Annotated in this window: 21 protein-coding genes and 1 pseudogene; 16 read left to right on the forward strand and 6 right to left on the reverse strand. The window is 49.0% G+C overall.

Translation table 11 applies throughout. From position 1 onward, the window contains the following. Positions 1-57: 57 nt before the first annotated feature. Positions 58-960, reverse strand: a complete 903-nt coding sequence (locus tag QMK20_RS09865) for a DMT family transporter (RefSeq protein ID WP_283655573.1) — start codon at positions 958-960, stop codon at positions 58-60. Between the two features lie 146 nt (positions 961-1,106). Here QMK20_RS09865 and QMK20_RS09870 point away from each other — a divergent pair. Beyond that, positions 1,107-2,001: pseudogene (locus tag QMK20_RS09870) on the forward strand (AraC family transcriptional regulator). A 209-nt stretch (positions 2,002-2,210) separates the two neighbouring features. On the opposite strand, the gene QMK20_RS09875 reads toward QMK20_RS09870, so the two are convergent. From QMK20_RS09875 to QMK20_RS09885, 3 genes are all read right to left on the reverse strand, one after another. Beyond that, the gene (locus QMK20_RS09875) at positions 2,211-3,245 is read right to left on the reverse strand and encodes a C40 family peptidase (RefSeq protein WP_283655574.1); all 1,035 of its coding nucleotides are present in this window, start codon (positions 3,243-3,245) and stop codon (positions 2,211-2,213) included. Positions 3,246-3,330: 85 nt separating this feature from the next. Then, positions 3,331-4,233 (reverse strand): N-acetylmuramic acid 6-phosphate etherase, encoded by a 903-nt coding sequence (gene murQ / locus QMK20_RS09880; protein ID WP_283655575.1) that lies wholly within the window; start codon positions 4,231-4,233, stop codon positions 3,331-3,333. A gap of 112 nt (positions 4,234-4,345) precedes the next feature. Continuing rightward, a complete protein-coding gene (locus tag QMK20_RS09885) occupies positions 4,346-5,314 on the reverse strand; it encodes an N-acetylglucosamine kinase (RefSeq protein ID WP_283655576.1) in 969 nt (322 codons plus the stop codon). Positions 5,315-5,554: 240 nt separating this feature from the next. Here QMK20_RS09885 and QMK20_RS09890 point away from each other — a divergent pair, with 240 nt between their 5' ends. From QMK20_RS09890 to QMK20_RS09935, 10 genes are all read left to right on the forward strand, one after another. After that, on the forward strand, positions 5,555-6,397 hold the full coding sequence (locus tag QMK20_RS09890) for a MurR/RpiR family transcriptional regulator (protein WP_283655577.1): 843 nt from the start codon (positions 5,555-5,557) through the stop codon (positions 6,395-6,397). Positions 6,398-6,462: 65 nt separating this feature from the next. Next, entirely contained in the window at positions 6,463-7,815 is a 1,353-nt protein-coding gene (locus QMK20_RS09895) for an ABC transporter substrate-binding protein (RefSeq protein ID WP_283655578.1), read from the forward strand. Between the two features lie 18 nt (positions 7,816-7,833). Beyond that, complete coding sequence (locus tag QMK20_RS09900; RefSeq protein WP_283655579.1) at positions 7,834-8,745, forward strand: carbohydrate ABC transporter permease; 912 nt, start codon at positions 7,834-7,836, stop codon at positions 8,743-8,745. Between the two features lie 20 nt (positions 8,746-8,765). After that, the gene (locus tag QMK20_RS09905; RefSeq protein WP_283655580.1) at positions 8,766-9,599 is read left to right on the forward strand and encodes a carbohydrate ABC transporter permease; all 834 of its coding nucleotides are present in this window, start codon (positions 8,766-8,768) and stop codon (positions 9,597-9,599) included. Positions 9,600-9,725: 126 nt separating this feature from the next. Then, complete coding sequence (locus QMK20_RS09910; protein WP_283655581.1) at positions 9,726-10,832, forward strand: ABC transporter ATP-binding protein; 1,107 nt, start codon at positions 9,726-9,728, stop codon at positions 10,830-10,832. A gap of 285 nt (positions 10,833-11,117) precedes the next feature. Further along, on the forward strand, positions 11,118-11,597 hold the full coding sequence (locus QMK20_RS09915) for a hypothetical protein (protein ID WP_283655582.1): 480 nt from the start codon (positions 11,118-11,120) through the stop codon (positions 11,595-11,597). Then, on the forward strand, positions 11,594-12,766 hold the full coding sequence (locus QMK20_RS09920) for an exo-beta-N-acetylmuramidase NamZ family protein (protein WP_283655583.1): 1,173 nt from the start codon (positions 11,594-11,596) through the stop codon (positions 12,764-12,766). Before QMK20_RS09915 ends, QMK20_RS09920 begins: the two co-directional genes overlap by 4 nt. 187 nt (positions 12,767-12,953) lie before the next feature. Further along, positions 12,954-14,624: a beta-N-acetylhexosaminidase gene (gene nagZ, locus QMK20_RS09925; protein ID WP_283656240.1), complete on the forward strand. Its 1,671-nt coding sequence runs from the start codon at positions 12,954-12,956 to the stop codon at positions 14,622-14,624. Then, positions 14,621-15,808 carry an anhydro-N-acetylmuramic acid kinase gene (locus QMK20_RS09930; RefSeq protein ID WP_283655584.1) on the forward strand — a complete coding sequence of 396 codons (1,188 nt, stop codon included), beginning with the start codon at positions 14,621-14,623 and terminating at the stop codon, positions 15,806-15,808. Before nagZ ends, QMK20_RS09930 begins: the two co-directional genes overlap by 4 nt. A 288-nt stretch (positions 15,809-16,096) precedes the next feature. Beyond that, a complete protein-coding gene (locus tag QMK20_RS09935; RefSeq protein WP_283655585.1) occupies positions 16,097-17,248 on the forward strand; it encodes an iron-containing alcohol dehydrogenase in 1,152 nt (383 codons plus the stop codon). A gap of 155 nt (positions 17,249-17,403) precedes the next feature. Here QMK20_RS09935 and QMK20_RS09940 read toward each other — a convergent pair whose 3' ends face one another. Continuing rightward, positions 17,404-17,934 (reverse strand): TetR/AcrR family transcriptional regulator, encoded by a 531-nt coding sequence (locus QMK20_RS09940; protein ID WP_283655586.1) that lies wholly within the window; start codon positions 17,932-17,934, stop codon positions 17,404-17,406. A 247-nt stretch (positions 17,935-18,181) separates the two neighbouring features. On the opposite strand from QMK20_RS09940, the gene QMK20_RS09945 reads away from it, so the two are divergent. The 3 genes from QMK20_RS09945 (at position 18,182) to QMK20_RS09955 (ending at position 20,697) form a co-directional block, all read left to right on the forward strand. Beyond that, a complete protein-coding gene (locus QMK20_RS09945) occupies positions 18,182-19,306 on the forward strand; it encodes an NADH:flavin oxidoreductase (protein ID WP_283655587.1) in 1,125 nt (374 codons plus the stop codon). Positions 19,307-19,620: 314 nt separating this feature from the next. After that, a complete protein-coding gene (locus QMK20_RS09950) occupies positions 19,621-20,043 on the forward strand; it encodes a MarR family winged helix-turn-helix transcriptional regulator (protein ID WP_283655588.1) in 423 nt (140 codons plus the stop codon). 72 nt (positions 20,044-20,115) lie between these two features. Next, positions 20,116-20,697 (forward strand): NAD(P)H-dependent oxidoreductase, encoded by a 582-nt coding sequence (locus QMK20_RS09955; protein ID WP_283655589.1) that lies wholly within the window; start codon positions 20,116-20,118, stop codon positions 20,695-20,697. A gap of 170 nt (positions 20,698-20,867) precedes the next feature. Here QMK20_RS09955 and QMK20_RS09960 read toward each other — a convergent pair whose 3' ends face one another. After that, positions 20,868-21,335 (reverse strand): GNAT family N-acetyltransferase, encoded by a 468-nt coding sequence (locus QMK20_RS09960; protein WP_283655590.1) that lies wholly within the window; start codon positions 21,333-21,335, stop codon positions 20,868-20,870. A 127-nt stretch (positions 21,336-21,462) separates the two neighbouring features. Between QMK20_RS09960 and QMK20_RS09965 the strand changes: the two genes are divergently transcribed. Beyond that, the gene (locus tag QMK20_RS09965; RefSeq protein WP_283655591.1) at positions 21,463-21,909 is read left to right on the forward strand and encodes a MarR family winged helix-turn-helix transcriptional regulator; all 447 of its coding nucleotides are present in this window, start codon (positions 21,463-21,465) and stop codon (positions 21,907-21,909) included. Positions 21,910-21,925: 16 nt separating this feature from the next. Then, positions 21,926-22,756 (forward strand): DegV family protein, encoded by an 831-nt coding sequence (locus QMK20_RS09970; RefSeq protein WP_283655592.1) that lies wholly within the window; start codon positions 21,926-21,928, stop codon positions 22,754-22,756. The last annotated feature ends 37 nt before the right edge of the window (positions 22,757-22,793 follow it).

Consider the following 22,793-nt stretch of genomic DNA (forward strand, 5'->3'; position numbering starts at 1 on the left):
TTAAACATTCTCCTCATCTACTGTTATTTTTGAATTACACACTAATTAATTACAATTTTAATATTTAGCAACTGTATAGTTTAAGGATTTTGCCCAAAAATACACCCCCATACCGAATAAAGTCATCATTCCACCTATGAATTGAGATACAGAGATTGTTTCTCCCAAGAAAAAGTAGGCGAGAATTATGGCGAGAACAGGTTCTCCAATAATACCTACAGAAACAGTAGTTGCACCCATTGATTTCAATAACAGATTAAAAATATATTGTCCGAAAATAGTTGGAATTACTGCAAGTAAAAAGAAATACATCCAATCCGACGAGTCATATTCGATCAAGGAATAATTATTCAACAAATTGTAGACTAGCATGACGCTGCCACCCAGAAAAAAAACAATAACACTATATAAATTTGCATCTATTTTGTGACTTACTTTCTGTCCTGCCAACATATATGCTGAAACCAAGATTGTACCTAATAAAGATAATCCATCTCCGATTAATGCCCCTTTCGAAATCCCAATGTCTCCCCAAGCTATAATGATTGAACCGAAAAGAGCAGCGATCAAACAAAGTATTGTTATTATGTTTGCTCGTTCTCTGAAGATAAAGTATGAACCCATCATTACAAATAAAGGCTGTAATGATAAGATGACCATCGAGCTCGCAACTGAGGTATATACTAAAGATTCCATCCAGAATAAGAAATGTAACCCGAGAAAAAGACCAGCTAAGAAAACGGTACTCCAATCTTTTTTGTTCATCTCTAAGGATCGGGTCATTTTCCAGGGTACAAAAGGAAGCATTATTATAACTGATATATACAGTCTGTACATCCCAGCGACAGAGGTTGGAGTGTCTGAGGATTTTATCATGATGGAAGAGATAGAAACAGACAATATGCTGATGAAAAGCAAAACATACGGACGAAACAGCAGAAACGGTTTATTTATTTTCATAATGACGCCTCCAAGATGTTTTCTGTGCACAGAATTGTAATGATAAAGCGAAGTTGTATATAATAATATCACCACTATTATTTAATTTGTGTAATAATATCTTTAATTTATATAGAAATATCGTCATCAGAAAGGACCTCGCAAAAATGGAAAAACAATTGCACGAGACCATTTTATATCCCGATGTTTCATTTCCATACATCATGTACACCCATACTATTCATAGAAGTATCCCTGAAGGTAGAGGATTTAATGATTTACATTGGCACGAAGAACTACAAATCACTTTGGTTACTAAAGGAAAACTAGTTATACAAGTTAATGGGATTAATCATGAATTAGAAACCGGTCAGGCCATTTTAATTAATAAGGGCGCCCTTCATGTTACTACGCACCTGACACATAACGGTCAATATGTTAGTTTTAATTTCCCTGAAAAGCTGCTTGCCTTTTATGCAGATAGTGCCATGGAAAAAAATTATGTACTACCTTATACAAACTCTTCCTTAGTGTCATTAGCAATAAAGGGAGAAGTTGAATGGCAAAGTCAAGTACTAGAAATGCTTTGGGATATGCAAAAGAAATTTGATATGAAAAAAAAACTGGGGGTGGGAATATGAGGTTTCCATCAAAACTGTTCAATTATGGTTAATTTTAATATCTAATATTTCGATTTCTGCCGAGGAAGCACCTAAATACATGAAACTGCAACAGGAAAGACTTCAATTGCTGCTTAGCTTTATCCATCAAAACTACTCAAACAATATAACATTGCAAGAAATTGCTGATGTAGCACATTTAAGTGTTTCAGAGTGCAATCGTAGTTTTAAGAGAACCATTCATATGACACCTTACGATTACTTGATTAAATACCGCATCAAGAAAAGCAGTGAATTATTAATCTCAACACATTATACAATAACTGAAATAGCCCACAGAGTGGGCTTCAATAATGCAAATCACTTCATTCAGTCTTTTAAAAAACATTATAAAAGAACACCTAAAGAATTCCGGAAATTTAGAAATGAAGCCATTGATTAAGAAGTGAAGTAGCCGATCGATGCTATATGCATATTTAAGAGTACGAAAATTTTCAAAAGGACGGGGTGGAGAAGATGAAGGCTTCTGCATGTTCCCAGACTCCATTACAATGTTGAGCAAACCAATTTTGTGTCCATGTCATAGTATCCATTGAAGTATAATACCTCAACATAATAGCCTTCGACAATATAAAATAGGGCCGCTTCATTCTAAAACAGCCTGCGGGCTGTTACGAAACGTTGCTGCCATTTATCGTCAAGCGTGTCAAAATGAACGCCGCGTTCTTTGGAGAACGTATGCAGCAATTTGTTGTTCCCCGCATAGATAGCCACATGGCCGATCTCCAGCCCGCGTGCGCTGAAGAACAGCAGGTCGCCTTTGCGTAGCTCGTTTAGCCCGACCTTCCGGCCTTCTTTAGCTTGATCGTAAGAGACACGGGGGAGCTCGATGGAGAGCGTATGCCGGAACACTTCCGCTACAAAAGAAGAACAATCAAAGGTCGATGTCTGGCTGGTTGCTGCGCCGAATTCATAAGGGGTACCGAGGAATTTCTCCCCGTAGGCGATCAGTTCATCCCCTTGCCGTTCCGCCAGGGATGGGCTGGTATAATCGCTGTATTTTGGTTTTGCCGATATGTATCCAGTCAGATTGTCTTTGGTGCGCACTTCCAGCCAGAGGGCATTGACCTCGCGGATGACATGAACCTTTTCGCCGCCTGAAATAAGCCTCAGGGAAGGGGAAGCACCCGATGAATCTGGCTCGCTGCGCAGGTTGACCCCGGAAAGAACCGTTGTGAAAAAATCGTTTCTGGAAACAATCCGGATCGTCCGAGTCAGTGCATCCCACTTCACTGTGCTCCCAAGCGCTTCGCTTACAAAACGCAGCGGAATCATCGTATTACCCTGAACAATCTGTCCGGGAACATTCAGGGACAGCTCATTGCCGTTTAGGGTGGAGGTGAGTTCCCCGATACGGTAGGTCAGCACCGTGTCGTCTTTGGTTGCCGTTACGGTTTTGCTGGATCCGTTCCAGGAGAGCCTGGCTCCTTGCGCCTCAAACAACTGGCGCATGGGGACGAGCGTTGTCCCGTCTAGCAGCAGCGGCTGGGCGGCAAGCTGGAGCGGGCGGTCATCCAGATAGACGGTCGTCACTGGAGTCAGCGGCACCGACTTCGCATAAGACGGGTTCGCTTGGAACTGCAATACCGCCAGTAGAGCCAGCAATACTCCCTTTTTGATTGTCATGCTGTCATCACCTCGTTGTTGATATGTTCATCTAAGTTGTACGAGGCTGCCCTTGATTAGTTGTGTACCAAATATTGGAGCGATTCTAGCTTTCCTTCAAGGCGCCGTGCACGAATCCATAAGCAGCTGTCAACCGGCGACGTGCTTCAGCGGCGTCAACTCTGGCCAGCAGCATAACAATCGCCGTCTTCACGTGGCCTTCCGATTCATGGAAGGCTTGTTCAATTTGCTCCCTGGAAGCATCTGTAGCCAGTTCGATAATGCGCTTGGCCCTGTAGACCAGCTTCTCGTTAGAGGGGTTCAAATCGACCATCAGATTACGGTACACTTTGCCGATACGGATCATTGCTGTTGTGGTCAGCATGTTCAGGATCATTTTTTGCGCCGTTCCCGATTTCATCCGCGTTGAGCCCATGACAACCTCGGGGCCGACGACGGCTTCAATCGTCAGCTTGCCGAGCCTGGTCATCGGCGTTCCGTAGTTGTTGCAGAGGCCGATAACCACCGCTCCCCGTTCTCCGGCGCGTTTCATCGCGCCCAGCACATAAGGCGTGCGTCCGCTGGCGGCAATGCCGATCACGACATCGCTCACGCTGATTCCGGCATCGTCGATATCGGAGGCGCCCAACTCCTCGCTGTCTTCTGCGCCTTCGACCGGGTCCTTGACGGCCCGGAAGCCGCCGGCGATTAAGCCCTGCACCATCTCGGGGTTGGTCCCGTAGGTCGGCGGACACTCCGAGGCGTCAAGAATGCCGATTCTCCCGCTCGTTCCGGCACCAACGTAGAACAGCCTGCCGCCATTGCGGAACGCCTCCACGATAAAGTCGGCTACTTCGGCAATCTGCGGAATCAGACCGTGGATTACCTCGGCGACCTGGCGGTCTTCATTGTTAATTAGATGCATAATACCGGCGGAATCGAGATGGTCGATTGCATTTGTTTTGTCATTGGGCTGCTCTGTGACTAAACTACCTAAAATATGGTTCATGAGGTTTTTCCTCCCACCAGTCTAGTATACTGAGTATTTTGCATAATTTCCTAAGCAATATTTCAGCGGTATTTCAATCGAATATGCAAAATCCTGTTTCTCTGTATTGAAGCTACAACAAGGTGGATGGGGGTTCATCCTGCCGCCCGTTCGCCAGTTCGCGGGCCAGCCGCGCTGCTCCAACCGAAGGCGGCGCTCCCCGGCTCCCATCAACAAAAACCAGTCCACCGAATGACTCCTGTAGCCTGTCGCACAGTATTTCGCGGAAGAGCGGCGCGTATCTGAACATTGAGCCGCTGAGCACGGCCTGCCCCTGCCGGAGTACGGGCGATCTGCGCAGCAGCGCTGCCGCCGTATCCGCGAGCGCTTCGGCTTCGCTTGCAAGAATGCCAGTGGCGGCAACATCTCCTTGCGCTGCGGCCTGAATGCAGATTTTGGCGAATGCGGCGATCTGCGCTTTGCTGTAGGCCGGGTTATAGATGTAACCCTTCAAGTCGGTAATCCGCTGAAATCCATACTCCTGCATAATCATATCGGTCATTATGGTCGGGGGATGAACGGCGTCGAAGCTGCGCATGACCGCTTTCAGCGTGCGCAGGCCGACCTGGTAACCGCTGCCTTCATCGCCCAGATAATGTCCCCAGCCGCCGGTGCGCAGGCGGGAACCGTCCGGGAGATAACCGTAGCATATGGAGCCTGTGCCTGAAATGATGAGCACTCCGGAACGGCTGCTGAGCGCGGCCATCAGGGCAATCTCTCCTTCGGAGCGCACAAACACTGGAAGGACAAGCCCACGTTCTGACAGATGCTGCTGAACAGAGCTTTTAAGCAGATCACATTCTTTCTTGGTATAAAAACCTGACATACCAAGACAGATGGAAGCGCAATCTTCAATTTTCGTCTGTAATTGTTCCAATACTACGTCAATAACTGACATGACTTCTGTAAGCGCTACCTCGAATCCGACGCTATGCGGATTCGAAGGCCCTCCGGTACAGCGGGTCAGCATGACTCCCTGTTCGTCCAAAGCGGCTGCATCGGTCTTTGTGCCGCCTCCATCAAGGCCTACATACACTTTCATCGATCAATCACCACTTTGATTTTTTTCTAATTATATGGGAAACCTCGTTTAAAGTAAAATAAAATTTCACATGAGAAATATGAGTTGAAATTTTATTTCACTACTCATATAATGAATTCAATCCAATGTTTTGGAAGGATAACAAACCGTTCATGTTATCTAATCTAACATTTAAGATTGAAGGTATTTTTCGAGCATCATTTGCAAAATACCACTTTATCAGGGAGGTGCTTGCTTTCAATGAATGGCGGCTTAATTCGTCTGCGGGAATTGCATGAATCGCTCAGTCCATCTGAGCACAAGATTGCCGCGTATATTTTGCAGAATCCGGATGAGATGATCCATCTGTCCATTGCCGAGCTGGCTGCAAAAAGCGGCTCAAGCCAGGCAGCCATTGTCCGACTGTGCAAGACGATCGGATTCAAGGGGTATCAGGAGCTTAAAATCAAAGTTGCTGGCGATTTACAGGGAAGAGATCCAGGAATCGTTGGCTATCAGGAAATTCGTCCGAACGATACCATTGCCGCGATTATGCAGAATGTATCGAACAATAACATCCAATCGATCCGCGATACGCTGAAAATTCTGGATGAAGAGATGGTGGAGCGGGCAGTGGAGGCGATTGACCGGGCGAAGCGGATTTACTTTTTTGGAGTGGGGGCTTCAAACCTCATTGCGATGGATGCCCAGCAGAAGTTTTTGCGGATCAACAAAACGAGCTTTTCGTTCGCCGACCCGCATGTGCAGCTGACCAGTGCCATAACGGCAACCGCCGAAGATACGGCTGTGTGCATTTCGTATTCCGGCGAGACGAAAGAAGTAATTCGCGCCGCGTCCATCGTCAAAGAGAACGGCGGCACCGTGATCAGCATCGCCAAATACGGCAATTCCACATTAAGCCGGAACGCAGACATATCGCTGTGTACCTCCGCCACCGAAAATGAAATCCGCAGCGGAGCGATGGCGTCAAGAATTACCCAGCTCAATCTGATTGACATTCTGTATCTCGCCGTAGCCAGCCGGAATTACGAGCAGTCCGTCACTTATCTGGAGAGAAGCAGGCAGCAAATCAAACGGCTGTAGCGCCTTGGGCAGGGTGCAGCATTGCCGCCAAATAACAAGAACATATGCAAAAGGGAGAGGAAACGATGAAAAAAAGTCTGTTGCTCTGTATGGTTGTTGTGCTGATGCTGATGAGCGCCTGCGGCAAATCGGGCGGAAACAAGGAAGCCGCAAGCCCGGATGACAAGGATACCGTTGTAGTCTGGACCTATCCGGTACACGGCACATATGAAGATGATCTGAAAGAAATGGTGGCCAATTTTCAAAAAGAGCATCCCAACATTACAGTGAAGACGGAAGTGCTGTCCTGGGCCGAGGGGCCGAAGAAATTTGACGTTGCCCTGAACGCCGGCAGCCCGCCGGACCTGTATTTTCACAGCGTGGACGGCACGTATGTTAATACCGGTCTTGCCCTTAATCTTGATCCCTACATGACCGACGACATCAAAACTGATTACCTGCCTGGAACGCTGGAGCTTGCACAGATTGGCGGCAAACAGTACGGGCTTCCGCTGTACCAGTTCCAGTGGGCTTGGGGAGGCAACAAGCGCATTCTGGAGGAAGCGGGTATTGATTGGGCCAAAATCCAGCAAGAAGGCTGGACCTGGTCACAGTTCAACGAGGCGGCGGCCAAGCTGACCAAAACCTTGAGCGACGGCTCAAAGCAATATCCGCTGGTTACGGACGGTACCTCGCTTGATTTTATCGAAATGCTCTCCCGCAACAACAATATGCCTGATGTTCTGGATGAGTCCGGGGCGTTCCAATGGGGTGACGAGCGAATCGTCGAGACGCTGGATTTCATCAAAGGGCTGCTGGATAAAGGATATATGCCTAAGGAAACTGCGGCGATTGCCCCGGCCAAACGATCCGATATGTTCTATGCCGGACAGGCTGCGATTATTTCCAAAGCAATTCCGTATTATGACGTCATGATCCAGAACCGCAACAAGGACATTAATTCCGGCAAGGTAAAAGGTGAAAAAATCGATTTTGTGCTGCTGCCGGTTCCGCATAACGACAATGCTCCGGCCAAGACAACGATGGGGGCGGAAGGCTACATCGCCTTCAAACAGAAAAACGACAAAGGCGAGCAGCATGCCAAAAATACATTCCAAGTGCTTGAATACTTGAGCAATGCAAAAGCTGGAAATTCCTCTAATGAGCTGGTGCTGCCATTTGTGCGCAAATCCCAGGCGGACCTGTTCGCCGGCAAGGCGCTTGGCTCGGAAGAGACGATCAAGGCATCGGCGGCCATGGCCAAATATATCGTAAATCCGGTCACGTTGAAGCTCGATACGGCGACGGCCGCCAAAATGAAGCAGTTCAAGGAGCAGGTGGTGACACCAAACCTTCAGGCGCTCTATTCCGCAGAGAAAACGCCGGAGGCAATCGCCGAGGAGTTCAAGAGCAAAGGAACGCAAATGCTCGGCAAATAGACAGGAGGAGAGGAAGAGATGACGACAATCGCGCCAAAGCGGGTGCGCAGTTCCGCCGGGCGGTTATGGCGTGAATACGGATGGGCCTACTTGTTCATTTTGGCGCCCGTCCTGCTGTTTCTCGTGTTTACACTGTATCCGGTCGTCTCCGCCCTGATCATGAGCTTTCAACAGTACAACATTATGGATTCGACTTGGGTCGGACTGGACAATTACGAGCGGCTCGTGCAGGATGCGACCTTCTGGAAATCAATGCGCAATACGGTCATCTTTACGGTGTGCACGGTGCCGATGAACATTATCATCACCTTTGTGCTTGCATATCTGATCTACCAGATGAGGACAAAATGGCAGACTTTTTTCAAAGCAACGCTGTATCTGCCTGCGGTAGCTTCCGGTGTGACGATCTCCATCGTTTGGCTGGCCATTTTTGACCCGACCGATGTGGGTCTGCTCAACCGGTTCCTCGGCTGGTTCGGCTTCGATCCTGTCATTTGGCTGGGCCAGTCCAAAACCGCGCTGTTCTCCCTGATTCTGATGAACTGGCTGGGCTCGCACGGCGCAGGAATCATCCTGTATCTGGCCTCTATGGGCGGGGTGCCCAAATCGCTGTATGAGGCTGCCGACATTGACCATGCCAGCGGCTGGACCAAGTTCACACGCATTACCTGGCCTCTGCTGAAGCCGACGACGCTGTATTTGCTCGTTACGGGAGTAATTACTTCCTTCCAGGTATTTATTTCGGTGTATATGATGACCCAGGGCGGCCCCAACTTTGCGACCACGACAATTGCCTATTTAATCTACCAGACGGCGTTCGAATTTTATGAATTCGGCCTGGCTTCGGCCCAATCGTTCGTACTGGCATTCCTGATTATCCTGGTCTCTGTCATCCAGTTTAAATACTTCTCGAGCGATGTCGAGTATTAGGGCGAAGGGGTGAGCATTACATGAAAACCAGATCAAAAACCGTTTTTCTGGCCGTGGCGACCCTCATCCTTGTGGTGTGGGCGATCGTAACGATCATTCCGCTGTACTGGATGCTGATCGGCTCCGTGCAGGACTCGATGGCGACGGCCAGCTTCCGGCCCCGGATGATTCCCGAGGCGCTGTCGTTTGCGCCGTATGACCGTTTTTTTGCCAAAACGGCGGCCTGGCGCTGGCTGTTCAACTCCCTGCTGATTTCTACCGTGTTGACCGTAACCAACGTGTTTTTCGCTTCGCTGGCCGGGTATACCTTCTCCAAGTTGAAGTTCCCTGGCAGCAATGCGATATTCTGGGTGCTGCTTAGCACGATGATGATTCCGGCGCAGGTGACGCTGATCCCGCTATATATCTTGATCGTCAATGTGTTTAATCTTGGCGACAGCTACACCGCGATTATTCTGCCTACCGCAGTAACGGTCGGTAATATTTTTCTGATGAAGCAATACATGTCTTCGCTTCCGACCTCGCTGATTCATGCGGCCCGGATTGACGCCTGTAGCGAGTTCGGCATCTTCTGGAAGGTGATTCTGCCCATGGCCAAGCCGGGGCTGGCCGTGCTGGCGATCTTCACCTTTGTGGCCTCCTGGAACGAGTTTTTCTGGCCGTTCCTGATAACGAATTCGACGGAGATGCGGACGATCCAGGTGGGTCTGGCTTCCTTCGTTTTTGCCGAATCGACAGACTTTGGAGCGATTATGGCCGGGGCGACGGTTGGCGCGCTGCCGATGCTTATCTTGTTTTTCTCGCTGCAGCGGTATTTCCTGCAGGGAATTACCATCGGAGCGGTCAAAGGCTGAAGCGGCGGTCAGGCTTTGCTTGTATGGGAGAACGGCATAGTGATAAAACGGCATGGATGCCGCTCCCGGGATTTTGACAATGTCCATGTGTAAGTTTTTGTGGGGGAACTTAAAGGGGGAAAGGCTATGGCACGTGTTGAATTTCGCAATGTGCGCAAACAATTTAACGATCAGAACAAGCAGGCTTTTACAGCGGTGGCGGGCTCCGATTTTGTTATTCAAGATAAAGAATTTGTTGTGTTTGTTGGTCCGTCGGGCTGCGGCAAAACGACCTCGTTGCGGATGATAGCGGGCCTTGAGCAGCAGACGAGCGGTGATATCATCATCGGTGACCGCATCGTCAACAATCTCCACCCCAAGGACCGCGACATTGCCATGGTGTTCCAGGATTATGCGCTGTACCCGCACATGACGATCCGCGAGAACCTGTCCTTTGGCCTGCGTAATCTGAAGAAACCGAAGGATTATATCGAGCAAAAGGTCCGGGAAGCGGCAACGATCCTTGGGTTGGAGGATATGCTGGAGCGCAAACCGCGCGAGCTGTCCGGCGGGCAGCGTCAGCGGGTCGCCGTAGGCCGTGCGATTGTGCGCGATCCGCAGGTGTTCCTGTTCGATGAACCTCTCTCCAACCTGGATGCCAAGCTGCGTATTCAGATGCGGGTCGAGCTGGGCGAGCTTCATAAGCGGCTTGGCGCAACCATCGTTTATGTCACCCATGATCAGGTGGAGGCAATGACCCTGGGCGAGCGGATCGTCGTCATGAACAAAGGCGTCATTCAGCAGATTGCCTCACCGACAGAGCTGTATGCCAACCCGAAAAATATGTTCGTGGCCGGTTTTATCGGCTCCCCGGCGATGAACTTCATCAATGCCCGCGTGGAGCGGGGCCGCTTGCTCATATCCGGCGGAGAATTCGAGCTGCCGCAGGATGCCGCCACGGGACTTCAAGGATATGAAAGTGGCGAGGTCATTCTCGGCATCCGCCCGGAGCATATTTACGGCGAGGACTTTGCGCCGGGCGTTTCCGCTGAGCATCGGCTGAATGCACATATCAAGGTTGTGGAGCATCTTGGCTCCGAGAACCTGGTCTATTTTCACGTAGGTGAGAGATTGGTTACAGCCAAGGTGCATCCGGAGACCAAGGCGTACAACGGGCTGGATAAGCCGTTTATTCTCGACCTGGCCAAAGCGCGTTACTTCGATCCGGTGACGGAGGACAGAATCCTCTGGTAGTCGGACAACTCGGCAGCCGTTAAAAGCAAGCTGGACTGCTATGATAAAAGGGGGAGACAATCATGCGCAAGCTGAATGACGTTTTGGTTCGCACAGGATCAGAGGCGTTCAGGGAGATTATACCGATTACACTGCTCAGCCTCGCTGGCTCGGCCGTGCTGGTGCCAGTCGTCCTGTTCGCGCCGCTTGCCTTTGCGTTTATCCTGATTCCGCTCATTTATATGCCTTTGGTGTTCGGCGCGTTTTATGCCTATCACCGGAGAACGGAGGGGGAACAAGTTCGCAATGCGGGAGATGTTCCGGGGGGCGCGGCGCGGCTTTGCACCTGCGGCGGTTTTCGGGCTGCTCTGTTCGCTGCTGGTGCTCATTCTGTGGTCCACCTGGTGGTATTACGGGGGACGCGAAGGGATACTGAGTCGGATGCTCGCGATCATCCAGACGTATTTTGTCGCTATGGTATTGGTCTCTCAGTTCTATACGCTCCAGCTTGTCATTCAGCAGAAGCTGGGCATTTTCAAGGCGATGGGAGAGAGCGTAAAGCTGTTCCTTCGCCATCCGGCCTATACGATAGGTGCTTTTTTTCAAGCACTGTGCGTCGGCGTGATGCTGGCCGTCACGGTTGTAGGTTTTTCCGCTTTGTACAACGGCGTTCTTGCCGTTTACCTCCATAAAGCGGCTTATAATGTGCTGCACCCGGATGAGGACAACGAAGCCGGGGAAGCGGCGGAGACTGGCGCTGGAATGGCGGGCGGGAGCCTGCGATGAGTGCCCGCGTGTGCAGTGGGGTGGACCGACTGGCCGCGGGGCTGTCACACCCGCTGCTGGAGGGGCGGCGGATCGGGCTGGTGACCAATCCGACTGGGATTACGGCGGATTTCCGTTCCACCGCCGAGGTCTGCCGCGGACTGGCATCGTCCCGGCTGATGGCTCTTTTTGCCTGCGAGCATGGCATACACGGGCAGTATCAGGCAGGCGTGAAGTTCGAAGATGAACGGGATGCTGTACTGGGGCTTCCGGTATACAGCCTGTATGGCAGACATAAAAAGCCTACCCCCGACATGCTGGTCGGCCTGGATACGCTGGTTTTTGATGTGCAGGACCTCGGGATGCGCTTCTATACGTATGTTTCCACCATGCTGTATATAATGGAAGCCTGCGCCGAGAATGGTAAAAGTCTGCTTATCCTTGACCGTCCCAATCCGCTGGGCGGGACCGTCTGCGAAGGCGGACTGCTGCAGGAAGGTTATGAATCCATGGTTGGCGCATGGTCAATGCCGATCCGCACCGGAAGGACTCCTGGAGAACTGGCGCGAATGGTCAACGATTTGAAAGGGCTGGGCTGCGATCTCGACGTGATTCCACTTGAGGGCTGGAGCCGCAGCATGCAATATACGGACACGGGGCTGCCCTGGATGCTGCCCTCGCCGAATATGCCGACCCTTGAGACAGTCAGAGCTTATGGCGGAACCTGTTTTTTTGAAGGGACCAATCTATCCGAGGGACGTGGCACCACCCGCCCTTTCGAGTGGATCGGCGCGCCTTGGCTGGATGGCGCTCGTCTGTCCGAATCCATGAATAAGCACCGACTGCCGGGGGTGCATGTGCACCCTGTATACGCTACCCCGGCCTTTTCCAAATATCGGGGGGAATTGTGCGGCGGCGTGCGGTTATTCATTACCGATCCGCAGCGTTACGAATCCGTAAATACAGGGCTGTTGCTGCTGCACGAGGTCAACGCCCTGTACCCGCAGGCATTCCGCTGGCTGGCCCCGCCGCAGGAAGGCTCCAGATATTTCATCGACCTGCTTACTGGAGGCGAAGAGGTGCGCCGCTCCATCGCGTCGGCAGCGGGTCTGCGCGATATTCAAGCATCCTGGCGGCAGGACAGCGCAGCTTGGAAGGAGCTGGCTCGCCCGTATCTGCTCTATACCTGAGCGAATGGCGAATACGGCGGCTGAAGCGGCAGGCGTGGTAACGCGGGGAAACATACATTGAAGCACATCGGGAAGATACAGAGCCGGATGGGCGAGAGGACCGACGATATTGAGGCGAAAGACTGAACGATATTAAGACGCGAGGCTGGACGATATTATTGAAGCGAAGGGAGGAGCGGCTGTGAATATGGATTTGCGCAACACTGCGGGGCCGGGGGATGATCTCGATGCGATCCTCGCTGGCATGAGCCTTGCGGACAAGATCGGCCAAATGTTAATGTGCGGCTTTGAAGGAACTGCCCTGACGGATAAAGTTCGGGAGCTTGTCGCAACCGGCAAAATCGGGGGAATTATCTATTTCGCCCGCAATGTGGAGTCGCCGGAGCAGGTGGCACGGCTGACAGCGTCGTTGCAGCGTGCGGCTCTGGAGGGCGGGACGCCACCGCTTTTTATATCCATTGATCAGGAAGGCGGCATGGTGGCGCGGGTTACCAAGGACGTTGCCCTGATGCCTGGCGGAATGGCAATTGCCGCGGCGGGGTCGGAAGCCGATGCTTATGAGGCGGCTTTTGTCAGCGGGAACGAGCTGGCGGCAATGGGCATCAATCTGAACTATGCTCCGGTGATGGATGTCAACAATAATGCGGACAATCCGGTAATCGGAGTCCGCTCCTTCGGGGAGTTGCCGCAGCGCGTGGCCGATTTCGGAGTGGCAACGTTGCGCGGGTTCCAGGATGCCGGTGTTGCCGCTACGGCGAAGCATTTTCCCGGCCATGGCGATACCGCCGTCGATTCCCATCTGGATCTGCCGACGGTGCCGCATGATCGGACTCGGATGGAGCAGGTGGAATTGGTGCCGTTCAGACAGGCAATTGCTGAAGGGGTGGATGCCATGATGTCGGCGCATATTTATTTTCCGGCGCTGGAACCGGAGAAGCTGCCCGTTACTCTGTCGAAGACGGTATTGACCGGACTGCTGCGCGAGGAGCTTGGTTTTGAAGGCATCATTATGACCGATTGCATGGAAATGAATGCGATCGCTGAACATTACGGAACAGTGGAAGCATCCGTAATGGCGATTGAAGCGGGCGCGGACATGATCCTGATCAGCCACCGCGCCGATCGCCAGCTTGCCGCCATTGCGGCGATCGGCCGGGCGGTAGCGGAGGGACGGCTGAGCGAGGCGCGCCTCGATGTGTCAGTGCGCCGACTGCTGGCCCTGAAGGCGAAGCGCGGTCTGCTTGGGGGCGGCGGTGCAGTAGGCCAGGCGTTATCCGGCCTGGCACGCTGCGGAACCGCAGCACACCTGGAGGTGGCGAGGCGGATCAGCGAAGCCAGCGTGACGCTGGTTCGCAACGATACGCCGGTGCTGCCACTGCGGCGGTTGCGCACGTTGGTGATTACGGCTGCTCCGATGGTCGCCACGCAGGTCGATGAATCCTTCGCGCCTGCTCCTGGCCTTGGTACGGCGCTGAGCAAGCATGGCCTGGAATGCGAAGACCGCGTCATTCCGTCCGATCAATTCGCACAGTACAGCGCAGAGCTGCTGGCGGTAGCCGCTGCGGAGGAAATCGGTCAGATTGTGCTTGGCACCTACAACGCCAGGTTTAATCCCGCGCAGGCCAAGCTGGCCGAAGCATTGCAGACGCTTGGCAAGCCAATGGCCGTCGTCGCGCTGCGCAATCCGTATGACCTGCTCGTCATGCCGGGCGTGCAGGTCTATGCCGCCGTTTACGAGAGTCGTCCGCTCGCGCTGGAGAGTGCGGCCAAAGCGCTACTCGGGGAAATTCCTTTCCGCGGGCGGCTACCAGTCTCACTGGGCTCCGCCTATCCGGCGGGGTGGGGAATGAGCCTATGATCGGCACACTCTGGAACAAAACTAACGCCACTGTAGTCGGCCTGATGTCCGGTACCTCGCTGGACGGCATTGATGCCGCAGTGGTGTCTATTGAAGGCTGCGGAATGGATGCGCGGGTGAAGCTGCTGCATTATTACAGCGTGCCTTATGAAGCTGCGCTCCGCGAGCGGCTCAAGTCGCTGTGCACCGTGGAGCATTCATCGGTAGAACTGGTATGCGGCATGAATGTCTATTTGGCCGAACGGTTTGCCGAGGCGGCAGTTGAGGCGGTGCGCGGCGCCGGAATGGAGATGGAAGAGATCGACTTGATCAGCTCCCATGGACAGACCGTCTGGCATATCCCGGAAAAAGCCAGCCATGATCCCCATCTGCTCCGTTCCACCTTGCAGCTTGGAGATTTGTCCGTGCTGGCCAAACGAACGGGCCGTTACGTTGTCGGGGACTTCCGCCCGGCTGACATGGCCGTCGGCGGTCAGGGAGCGCCGCTGGTTCCGTACGGCGACCTGATCCTCTTCCGGCATCCTGAAAAAGGACGGTTGCTCCAGAATATCGGTGGTATCGGCAACTGCACCATATTGCCGCCTTCGTGCACTCCTCAACAGGTCTTCGCGTTCGATACTGGTCCAGGCAACATGGTTATTGATCAGGTGGTGCATCTGCTGACGGATGGCCGCTTGTCCTACGACGAGGACGGAGCCTGGGCATCGCAGGGCCAGTCCGACGGGACGCTGGTATCAGAAATGCTGGAGCATCCCTATTTCGCCCGGAAGCCGCCGAAGTCGACCGGCCGGGAAATATTCGGCAAAGACTATGCCCGGCAGTTCGTAGCTTCGGCCCGGCAGCGCGGGCTTGACGGTGCGGATATGGTGGCAACAGCCACCGCCTTTACCGCCCGGACGATCGCCGACGGCTACCGCCGCCATGTGTTTCCGGTGTGCCGGATGGATGAAGTGATCGTCAGCGGCGGAGGCGCGCATAACCGCACGCTGCTGGCAATGCTGGAACGTCTGCTGCCGGAGCTGAAGGTGCTGACTTCAGGAGCGCTCGGAGTGAGCGACGATGCCAAAGAAGCCGTTATTTTTGCGCTGCTTGGCAACGATTTTATGCATGGTCTCTGCAATAATCTGCCTTCCGCCACCGGAGCGGAACGCCCTACCGTAATGGGGAAGCTGGCCTTCCCCTAATGGAACATAACAACGTCGTCCTGTCAGGGCGGCGTCTGTTTATTTTGCGAGCTCAATATCCGCAGGATACTCGTCAAAAAGAATAAAGGTTACCGAATCGCCCGGGTAAGCCTAGCCTTTTTTGCGAAACCAAAGTAAACAAAAATAAAACAAAATAAAATCTGTGTTTAATTGTTGACAGCAAAACAAAATAAAGATAAAATTACATATGTGAAATATTTCACTTTAAAGAATGGTTCCGTATTTAGCGAGGCATCAAGAAGTGAATCCTTTAGGAGGCCGATGTTTATGAGCGCACATGTATTTTTTGTACCGTCTATCAATCTAATGGGAAAAGGCTGTTTGCATGAAGTTGGACCCTATATAAAAGAACTGAATTTAAACAAAGCACTTGTTGTGACGGATAAGTTTTTGATGAAAAGCGGTATTGCAGGCAAGGTCACATCCGTGTTGGATGAGATTGGCTTGGACTATATGGTATATGATGAGGTCAAACCCAATCCGACCTGTAAAAATGTACATGATGGCGTTCAATTTCTGCAAGAAAACGGATGTGACTTTTTAATTTCCATTGGTGGAGGATCTCCACAGGATACGGCTAAGGGAATCGGCATTATTGCTACCAATGGGGGACATATAACCGAGTATGAGGGCGTTCATAAAGCCAAGCATAAATCGCTGCCTATTGTCGCTATTAATACCACGGCAGGAACATCGGCTGAAATCACGATCAATTATGTCATTACGGACGAAGAGCGCAAGGTCAAAATGGTTATGGTTGACAAGAATAGTGTAGCTACTATTTCGGTCAACGACCCTGAACTGATGGTTGACAAACCCGCCGCGTTAACGGCAGCTACAGGATTAGATGCTTTGACCCATGCCATTGAAGCTTTGGTTACTCCAGGTTCCTATCCTGTTACGGATGCGACCGCTTTGGCAGCAGTAGAGATTATTTTTAATCATTTGGCCCGTACGGTGAGAAACGGCCATGATATAGAAGCTCGTGAGCAAATGGTTTTCGCCATCTTCTTGGGAGGACTTGCGTTTAATAATGCTGGATTGGGTTACGTTCATGCCATGGCGCATCAGCTTGGCGGCGTATACGATTTGCCTCATGGTGTTTGCAATGCCATGCTACTGCCGATTGTGGAGGAGGAGAACGCGAAGCATGTACCAGAGAAGTTTCGTGCCATCGCTAAGGTTATCGGTTTTGAAGACAAGGGGAAAACAGATAAGGAATGCGCAGATTATGTCATCCAAAGAATTAAAGACCTGTCGAAGGAAGTAGGGATTCCCTCCAAACTTTCTGAACTGGGTGTAAATGAAGTGGATTTGGATCTGCTTGCCGAAAACTCCATGAAGGATGCTTGCGCTCCGGGCAATCCGTTCATACCTACCAAAGAACAAGTCATCAAGATGTTTAAGAAAATTCTTTAAATAAAAGCTGATATTATTTTGTTATATACTATAAGGGCTGTCCCAGGAAATCATCGATGAACACTGGGAACGGCCCTTTCGCATTTTCTGCTAAGAGATTTGTGAGACTAGAGATAAGACAACCCCATTAAATATTAATGGCACGACTCTCTCGGCTAAGGCCGCAGGGGATTCTTTTTTTCCTCCACATTCCAGCGAAAGGTTACACCATAAATGGACCAGCTTAAAATGGTTGCAGCAAGTTCTAACGTTCTTTGATCTGTGTTGTTTGTTTCTCTTGTTATGATCTGAAGTATGAATTGCTCTAATTGATTCTTGATATGTTCTTCCAGGATCGGTGCCACTGAATTATATTTATGGACGCATTGGTTACTTGTGTCATGATAGTCACATAATGAAAGAATAAGCTTCTGAATGGTCTCCTCGGTCAAATGTGCCTCAGCATCAATTCTATTGATTACATACTTCGAAAATCCATCTGACAAAAGGGTTTCAAGCAGTGCATATTTATCTTGAAAATGTGCATAGAACGTAGCACGGTTAATGGTGGCTTTTTGGGTAATGTCATTGATCGTAATAGTGTAGAAGTCTTTCTTATTTAATTGGTCAACGAATGCGTCGAGAATTAATCTACGTGTTCGAATGACGCGCGGATCGTTTGGGTTAGGTGAAGTTACACCAGGCATCCTCAAGACACTCCTTTCAGGTAAATCGAATGATTCCCCCATTATAAACATGTGTTGTTTTGTCAACAAGTGAATTTAGTTATACAACAATTTCATAACCCTTTTGGTTAAGCAACAGAATGAACATTTTGTTGGTTGAATGATAAATTAAACATTGCTAACATTTCAATTGCACACCGCTTGATGGTGTACCAAATTTTTATATAAATGCTAAACACGATAAAAGAAAATGGAGGAGATACTATTCATGAGTAATCAACAGCAAAATGTCCATTCAACAGAAGCTTTATTTCAACCTTATACCATTCATAATCTGACCTTACAGACTCGTATTGTAATGCCCGCCATGGGCCGCGCCTTTTCGCCAAATGGTGTACCAGGACCGGATGTAGCCGCTTATTATCGCCGTCGCGCAGAGAATGGTGTAGGTCTTATTATTACTGAAGGTGCAGTGATTGACCATCCGGCTGGAACAAGTGAGCCGAGGGTGCCAAATTTTTATGGGGAAGCGGCTTTAAACGGTTGGGCTGAAGTGGTCAGACAGGTTCATGAAGCCGGTAGCAAAATTTTTCCACAAATTTGGCATATGGGGATGGCTCGTCCGTTGGGATCTCAGCCGAACCCGGAAGCGCTGTCGATTGGTCCATCGGGGCTGGACTTGGAAGGAAATAAAGTGACCGAGCCGATGACAGAAGAAGAAATCATCAAGGTCATTGGGGCCTATGCCGATGCAGCTGCGAATGCAAAACGACTGGGCTTTGACGGCGTTGAAATTCATGGAGCGCACGGCTATCTGGTTGATCAATTCTTTTGGGAGAGAACGAACCAACGTACGGATCGCTATGGTGGCGATATCATAAAGCGTGCTCAATTCGCCATTGAGCTTGTGGAAGCTATTCGTGCTGAGGTTGGCCCTGACTACCCTATTGTCATGCGCCTATCCCAATGGAAAATGAATGATTACAACGCAAAGCCGTTCGATACACCGGATAAACTGGAGCAATTCCTGAATGTATTAGTACAAGCGGGCGTGGACATCTTCCATTGCTCGACACGTCGCTTTTGGGTACCTGAATTTGAAGGCTCCGATCTGAGTTTTGCCGGATGGGTGAAGAAGCTGACTGGAAAAACCACGATTACGGTTGGCTCTGTAGGCCTGGATGAGGATTTTGTAAGTCTCTATACGGAAGGGAAAGAGGCAGGACACCAAGATATTAATGAACTTCTGGAACGGCTGGACAACAATGAATTTGATTTGGTAGCTGTTGGGCGTGCGCTTCTGGGCGATCCTGCATGGGCTACGAAAATACGTGAAGGTCGAATTCATGATCTTCAAGCCTTCACACCTGAGGTACTTAAAACGCTCAACTAAAATATCTCATGCTTCGAATATCTCTTCATTTCATAAATAAACAATGTAAGGCAGAATACTCAAAGCCATAGGAACTTTGGGTATTTTGGCTTTTTAATGCGTCTGCAACAGCAGTCCACCATCAACCATTTTGAATTAAGTCATCACAGATTCCCACTTGCTCATTTTTTTACTCAAGAACTCCTGAAGCTCCTCTTCATTGTTGCTTAACTTCTAAAATAAAGAAAGGGCAACTTGAATCATTCATACATTAAAACCAAATCAGACTGACACAAATACTTGATATATATAGATGTCTATGTAATAATGCTTGTATGTTAAAAAATAATGCAGCTGCACTGATAGGAACCATTAGAGACTCGATCAATAAATTGATCGTGTCTGAGCTTGAATCAAATGGAGTTGAAGGGATTGTTCCTACCCATGGTGGAATATTAATGTTCCTCTATCAAAAGGACGGGCTTTCCATTAAGGAATTGACGCAGAAAATTTCTCGTCAGCAGCCCACAGTCACTGTTTTGATCGACAAGCTAGTGAAGTTGGGGTATGTCGAAAGAAAAAAAGAAAGGGAGGATAGCAGAGTTACCCTGATTTATCTGACCGATAAGGGGAAAGAGCTGGAGCCTGTATTTGAGGCGATCTCCAATAGATTAAAAGAAACCATTTATGGTGGTCTCAAAGACGAAGAAAAAGAACAACTGGAATATCTGCTGGAACATGTAAAAAACAGATTATAAATTTTTTTGTGTAAATGTATAGATATCTATATGAATACCAAAATAACAATAAAACATCTGGAGGTTATTGAAATGAAACATCTTATCATCTATGCTCATTCAAACGCTGAAAGTTTCAATCATGCGATACTGGAAACCGTTGTAAATACCTTGAAAGAAAAAGGCGATGAAGTCGTTGTACGCGATCTATATGCCCTTGATTTTCAACCTGTATTAAAACCTGAGGATACTGCCGCTATGAGAGCTGGGCAAACTCCGGCTGATATCAAAGTAGAGCAGGAATTTATCTCGCAGTCCGATACGATCACCTTTATTTCTCCCATTTGGTGGACAGGTCTTCCTGCAATCCTGAAAGGTTACGTTGATCGTGTATTTGCCTACGGCTTTGCATATACGGCTGGTCCGGAAGGGATTAATAAGCTCCTTACAGGTAAAAAAGGTTTTATTGTGAATACACACGGTACCCCCAACGCGATCTACGATGAAATCGGAATGAGCGCAGGATTGAAGATCACTTCAGATACGGGTATTTTTGATTTCGTTGGAATTGAATCCGTTGGTCATTTACTGCTTGGAAGTATCGGCTACCTTGATGAAGATGGCTATAAAGGACTGTTGAAGCAAGTCCAAGACACCGTCAAATCGGTGTTATAACGAAACTATATTATCACCTTAAAAGGCTGTTCTTACCGTTAAGAAATGTACGGCAGTCTTCAAATGATGAGGTCAACCAGCATTTACTGGTTGGCCTTTTCTTCTATATAAGCTGACTCCGAATGCGCAGTGGCAATACATGAAACCTTTAAGTTCAGTTTATATAGATGCTAATATCCTTCGACGGTTTTGGAATTTCCCTCTACGATTAAGGACATGTAAACGTCAATAGGATCCTCACTTTCAACTTTAAAACCAAACCGTTCATAAAGACGTCTGGCAGAGCTTCCTTGCAGGACATTTAAGGTTACGCGGTTTCCTTTTACATCATTTTGTTCAAGTAGATTTCTTAATACTTGATTGCCGACTCCTTTACCTTGGTAATTGGGATGAATATAAAAATGCTCCAATAAATAACCGTCTAACGTCGGTTTAAAAGCTATGCAACCAACAAAAGAAGAATCTACTTCGATGATCCAGGTATGTACAGAGTCGAATGCATCACGGAAGCGTTGACGAACTTTTTCTTCATCAAATCTTCCTAACCTGGTTAAATCGTTACGCAGTACAATGGCCCGTAAATTAGCAATGGTTTCAACATCGGAATTTTGGGATTGGCGAAGAGTAAATGGTTTCATCTAATGTAACAACTCCTCTATGTGTTAAAATTCACAAATAATTCATTGCTATTATCGTCAGTAATTCATTATAGTACATAGTATTAATAGTTAACTATATGTATTATGCGTTTTACGGAGGTTCACTATGAAAGATTATGAATTAAGGGATGATTTGAGAGAATCCGTTAACCGGATTTATGACATGGAATTATTCAGCAGCCTGACGGAGCTTATCCAAGGGGAAAACCATGTGCTTCAATATTTAGTTCAGCATCAAGATGATGAAATTAATCCATCCTTACTCAGTGACCACCTGCATGTATCCAGATCAAGAATTACGGCAGCGCTTACGGCCTTAAGAAAAAAAGGCTATGTGACCATGGAAATGTCTGAGCATGACAGACGACGAATGTGTGTAAGGCTCACATCAGAAGGTGCATCCCTGATTAAACAAAAACAAGAGAGAATTGAAGGCTATTTTGAAGCACTGGTAGAGGGTTTGGGTGAGGACGATGTCAAGGAATTTATACGATTGATCGAGCTTTCCATAAGTATCATGAATGCGGATTCTTCTACTGGAAAAATAACATAATGTGAGGGTGTACAGGATGAGGTATAAAATAGTAGCAGATAGCTGCTGTGACTTAACGCCAGAGCTTAGAGAAGAAATGAAAATCACGACGATCCCGTTAAACATGACTTTGGGAGAAAAATGCTTTATAGATGATGAAACGCTAGATTTACCTCAGTTTATGGAAGAAATGAAAGCCTGTACAACCAAGATCGGATCGGCTTCACCGTCACCTATGCTGTATAAGGAAGCATTTCAAGGTGAGCATACTTCTTTTGCCATTACAATATCCAGCAATCTGTCCAGTTCGTATTCAAGTGCATTGGTTGGTAAGGATATGGCGGAGGAAGAAGGGGCTGATGTTCATGTATTCGATTCGAAAAGCGCATCGGCTGGACAAATATTGTTAGCTCTAAAATTACGCAAGCTGATCGACGAGGGGTATCATAAAGGAGAGATTATTTCTTCACTGGAAAGCTTTATCACGAAGATGAAAACCTATTTTGTGCTAGAGAACCTGGACAATCTGGTGAAGAACGGACGAATGAATAAAATTACGGGAAAGATACTTTCATTCCTGCATATCAGACCCATTTTGGGTTCAGACGGTGACGGAAATATCGCATTGTTTACCCAAGCGCGTGGTCAAAATCAAATCATTGAAAAGCTGGCAGATACAATTGAAAGAAGTGGTCGGGCTACGGAGGGGGAAAGCATTGTAATTACCCATTGTAATAATCCCGGGCTTGCGGAGAAGCTAATGAATGCGTTGAAGAACCGCTATCAATTTAAGGATATTCTGATTGTGTCCACCAGAGGAATCAGTTCGATGTATGCCAATGACAAAGGAATTATTATGGCGTTTTAAGCTATTGGAGTGAATGATACTCACTTATTAAATCAAG

It is taken from the genome of Paenibacillus sp. RC334, from assembly GCF_030034735.1.
GTDB lineage: Bacteria > Bacillota > Bacilli > Paenibacillales > Paenibacillaceae > Paenibacillus > Paenibacillus terrae_A.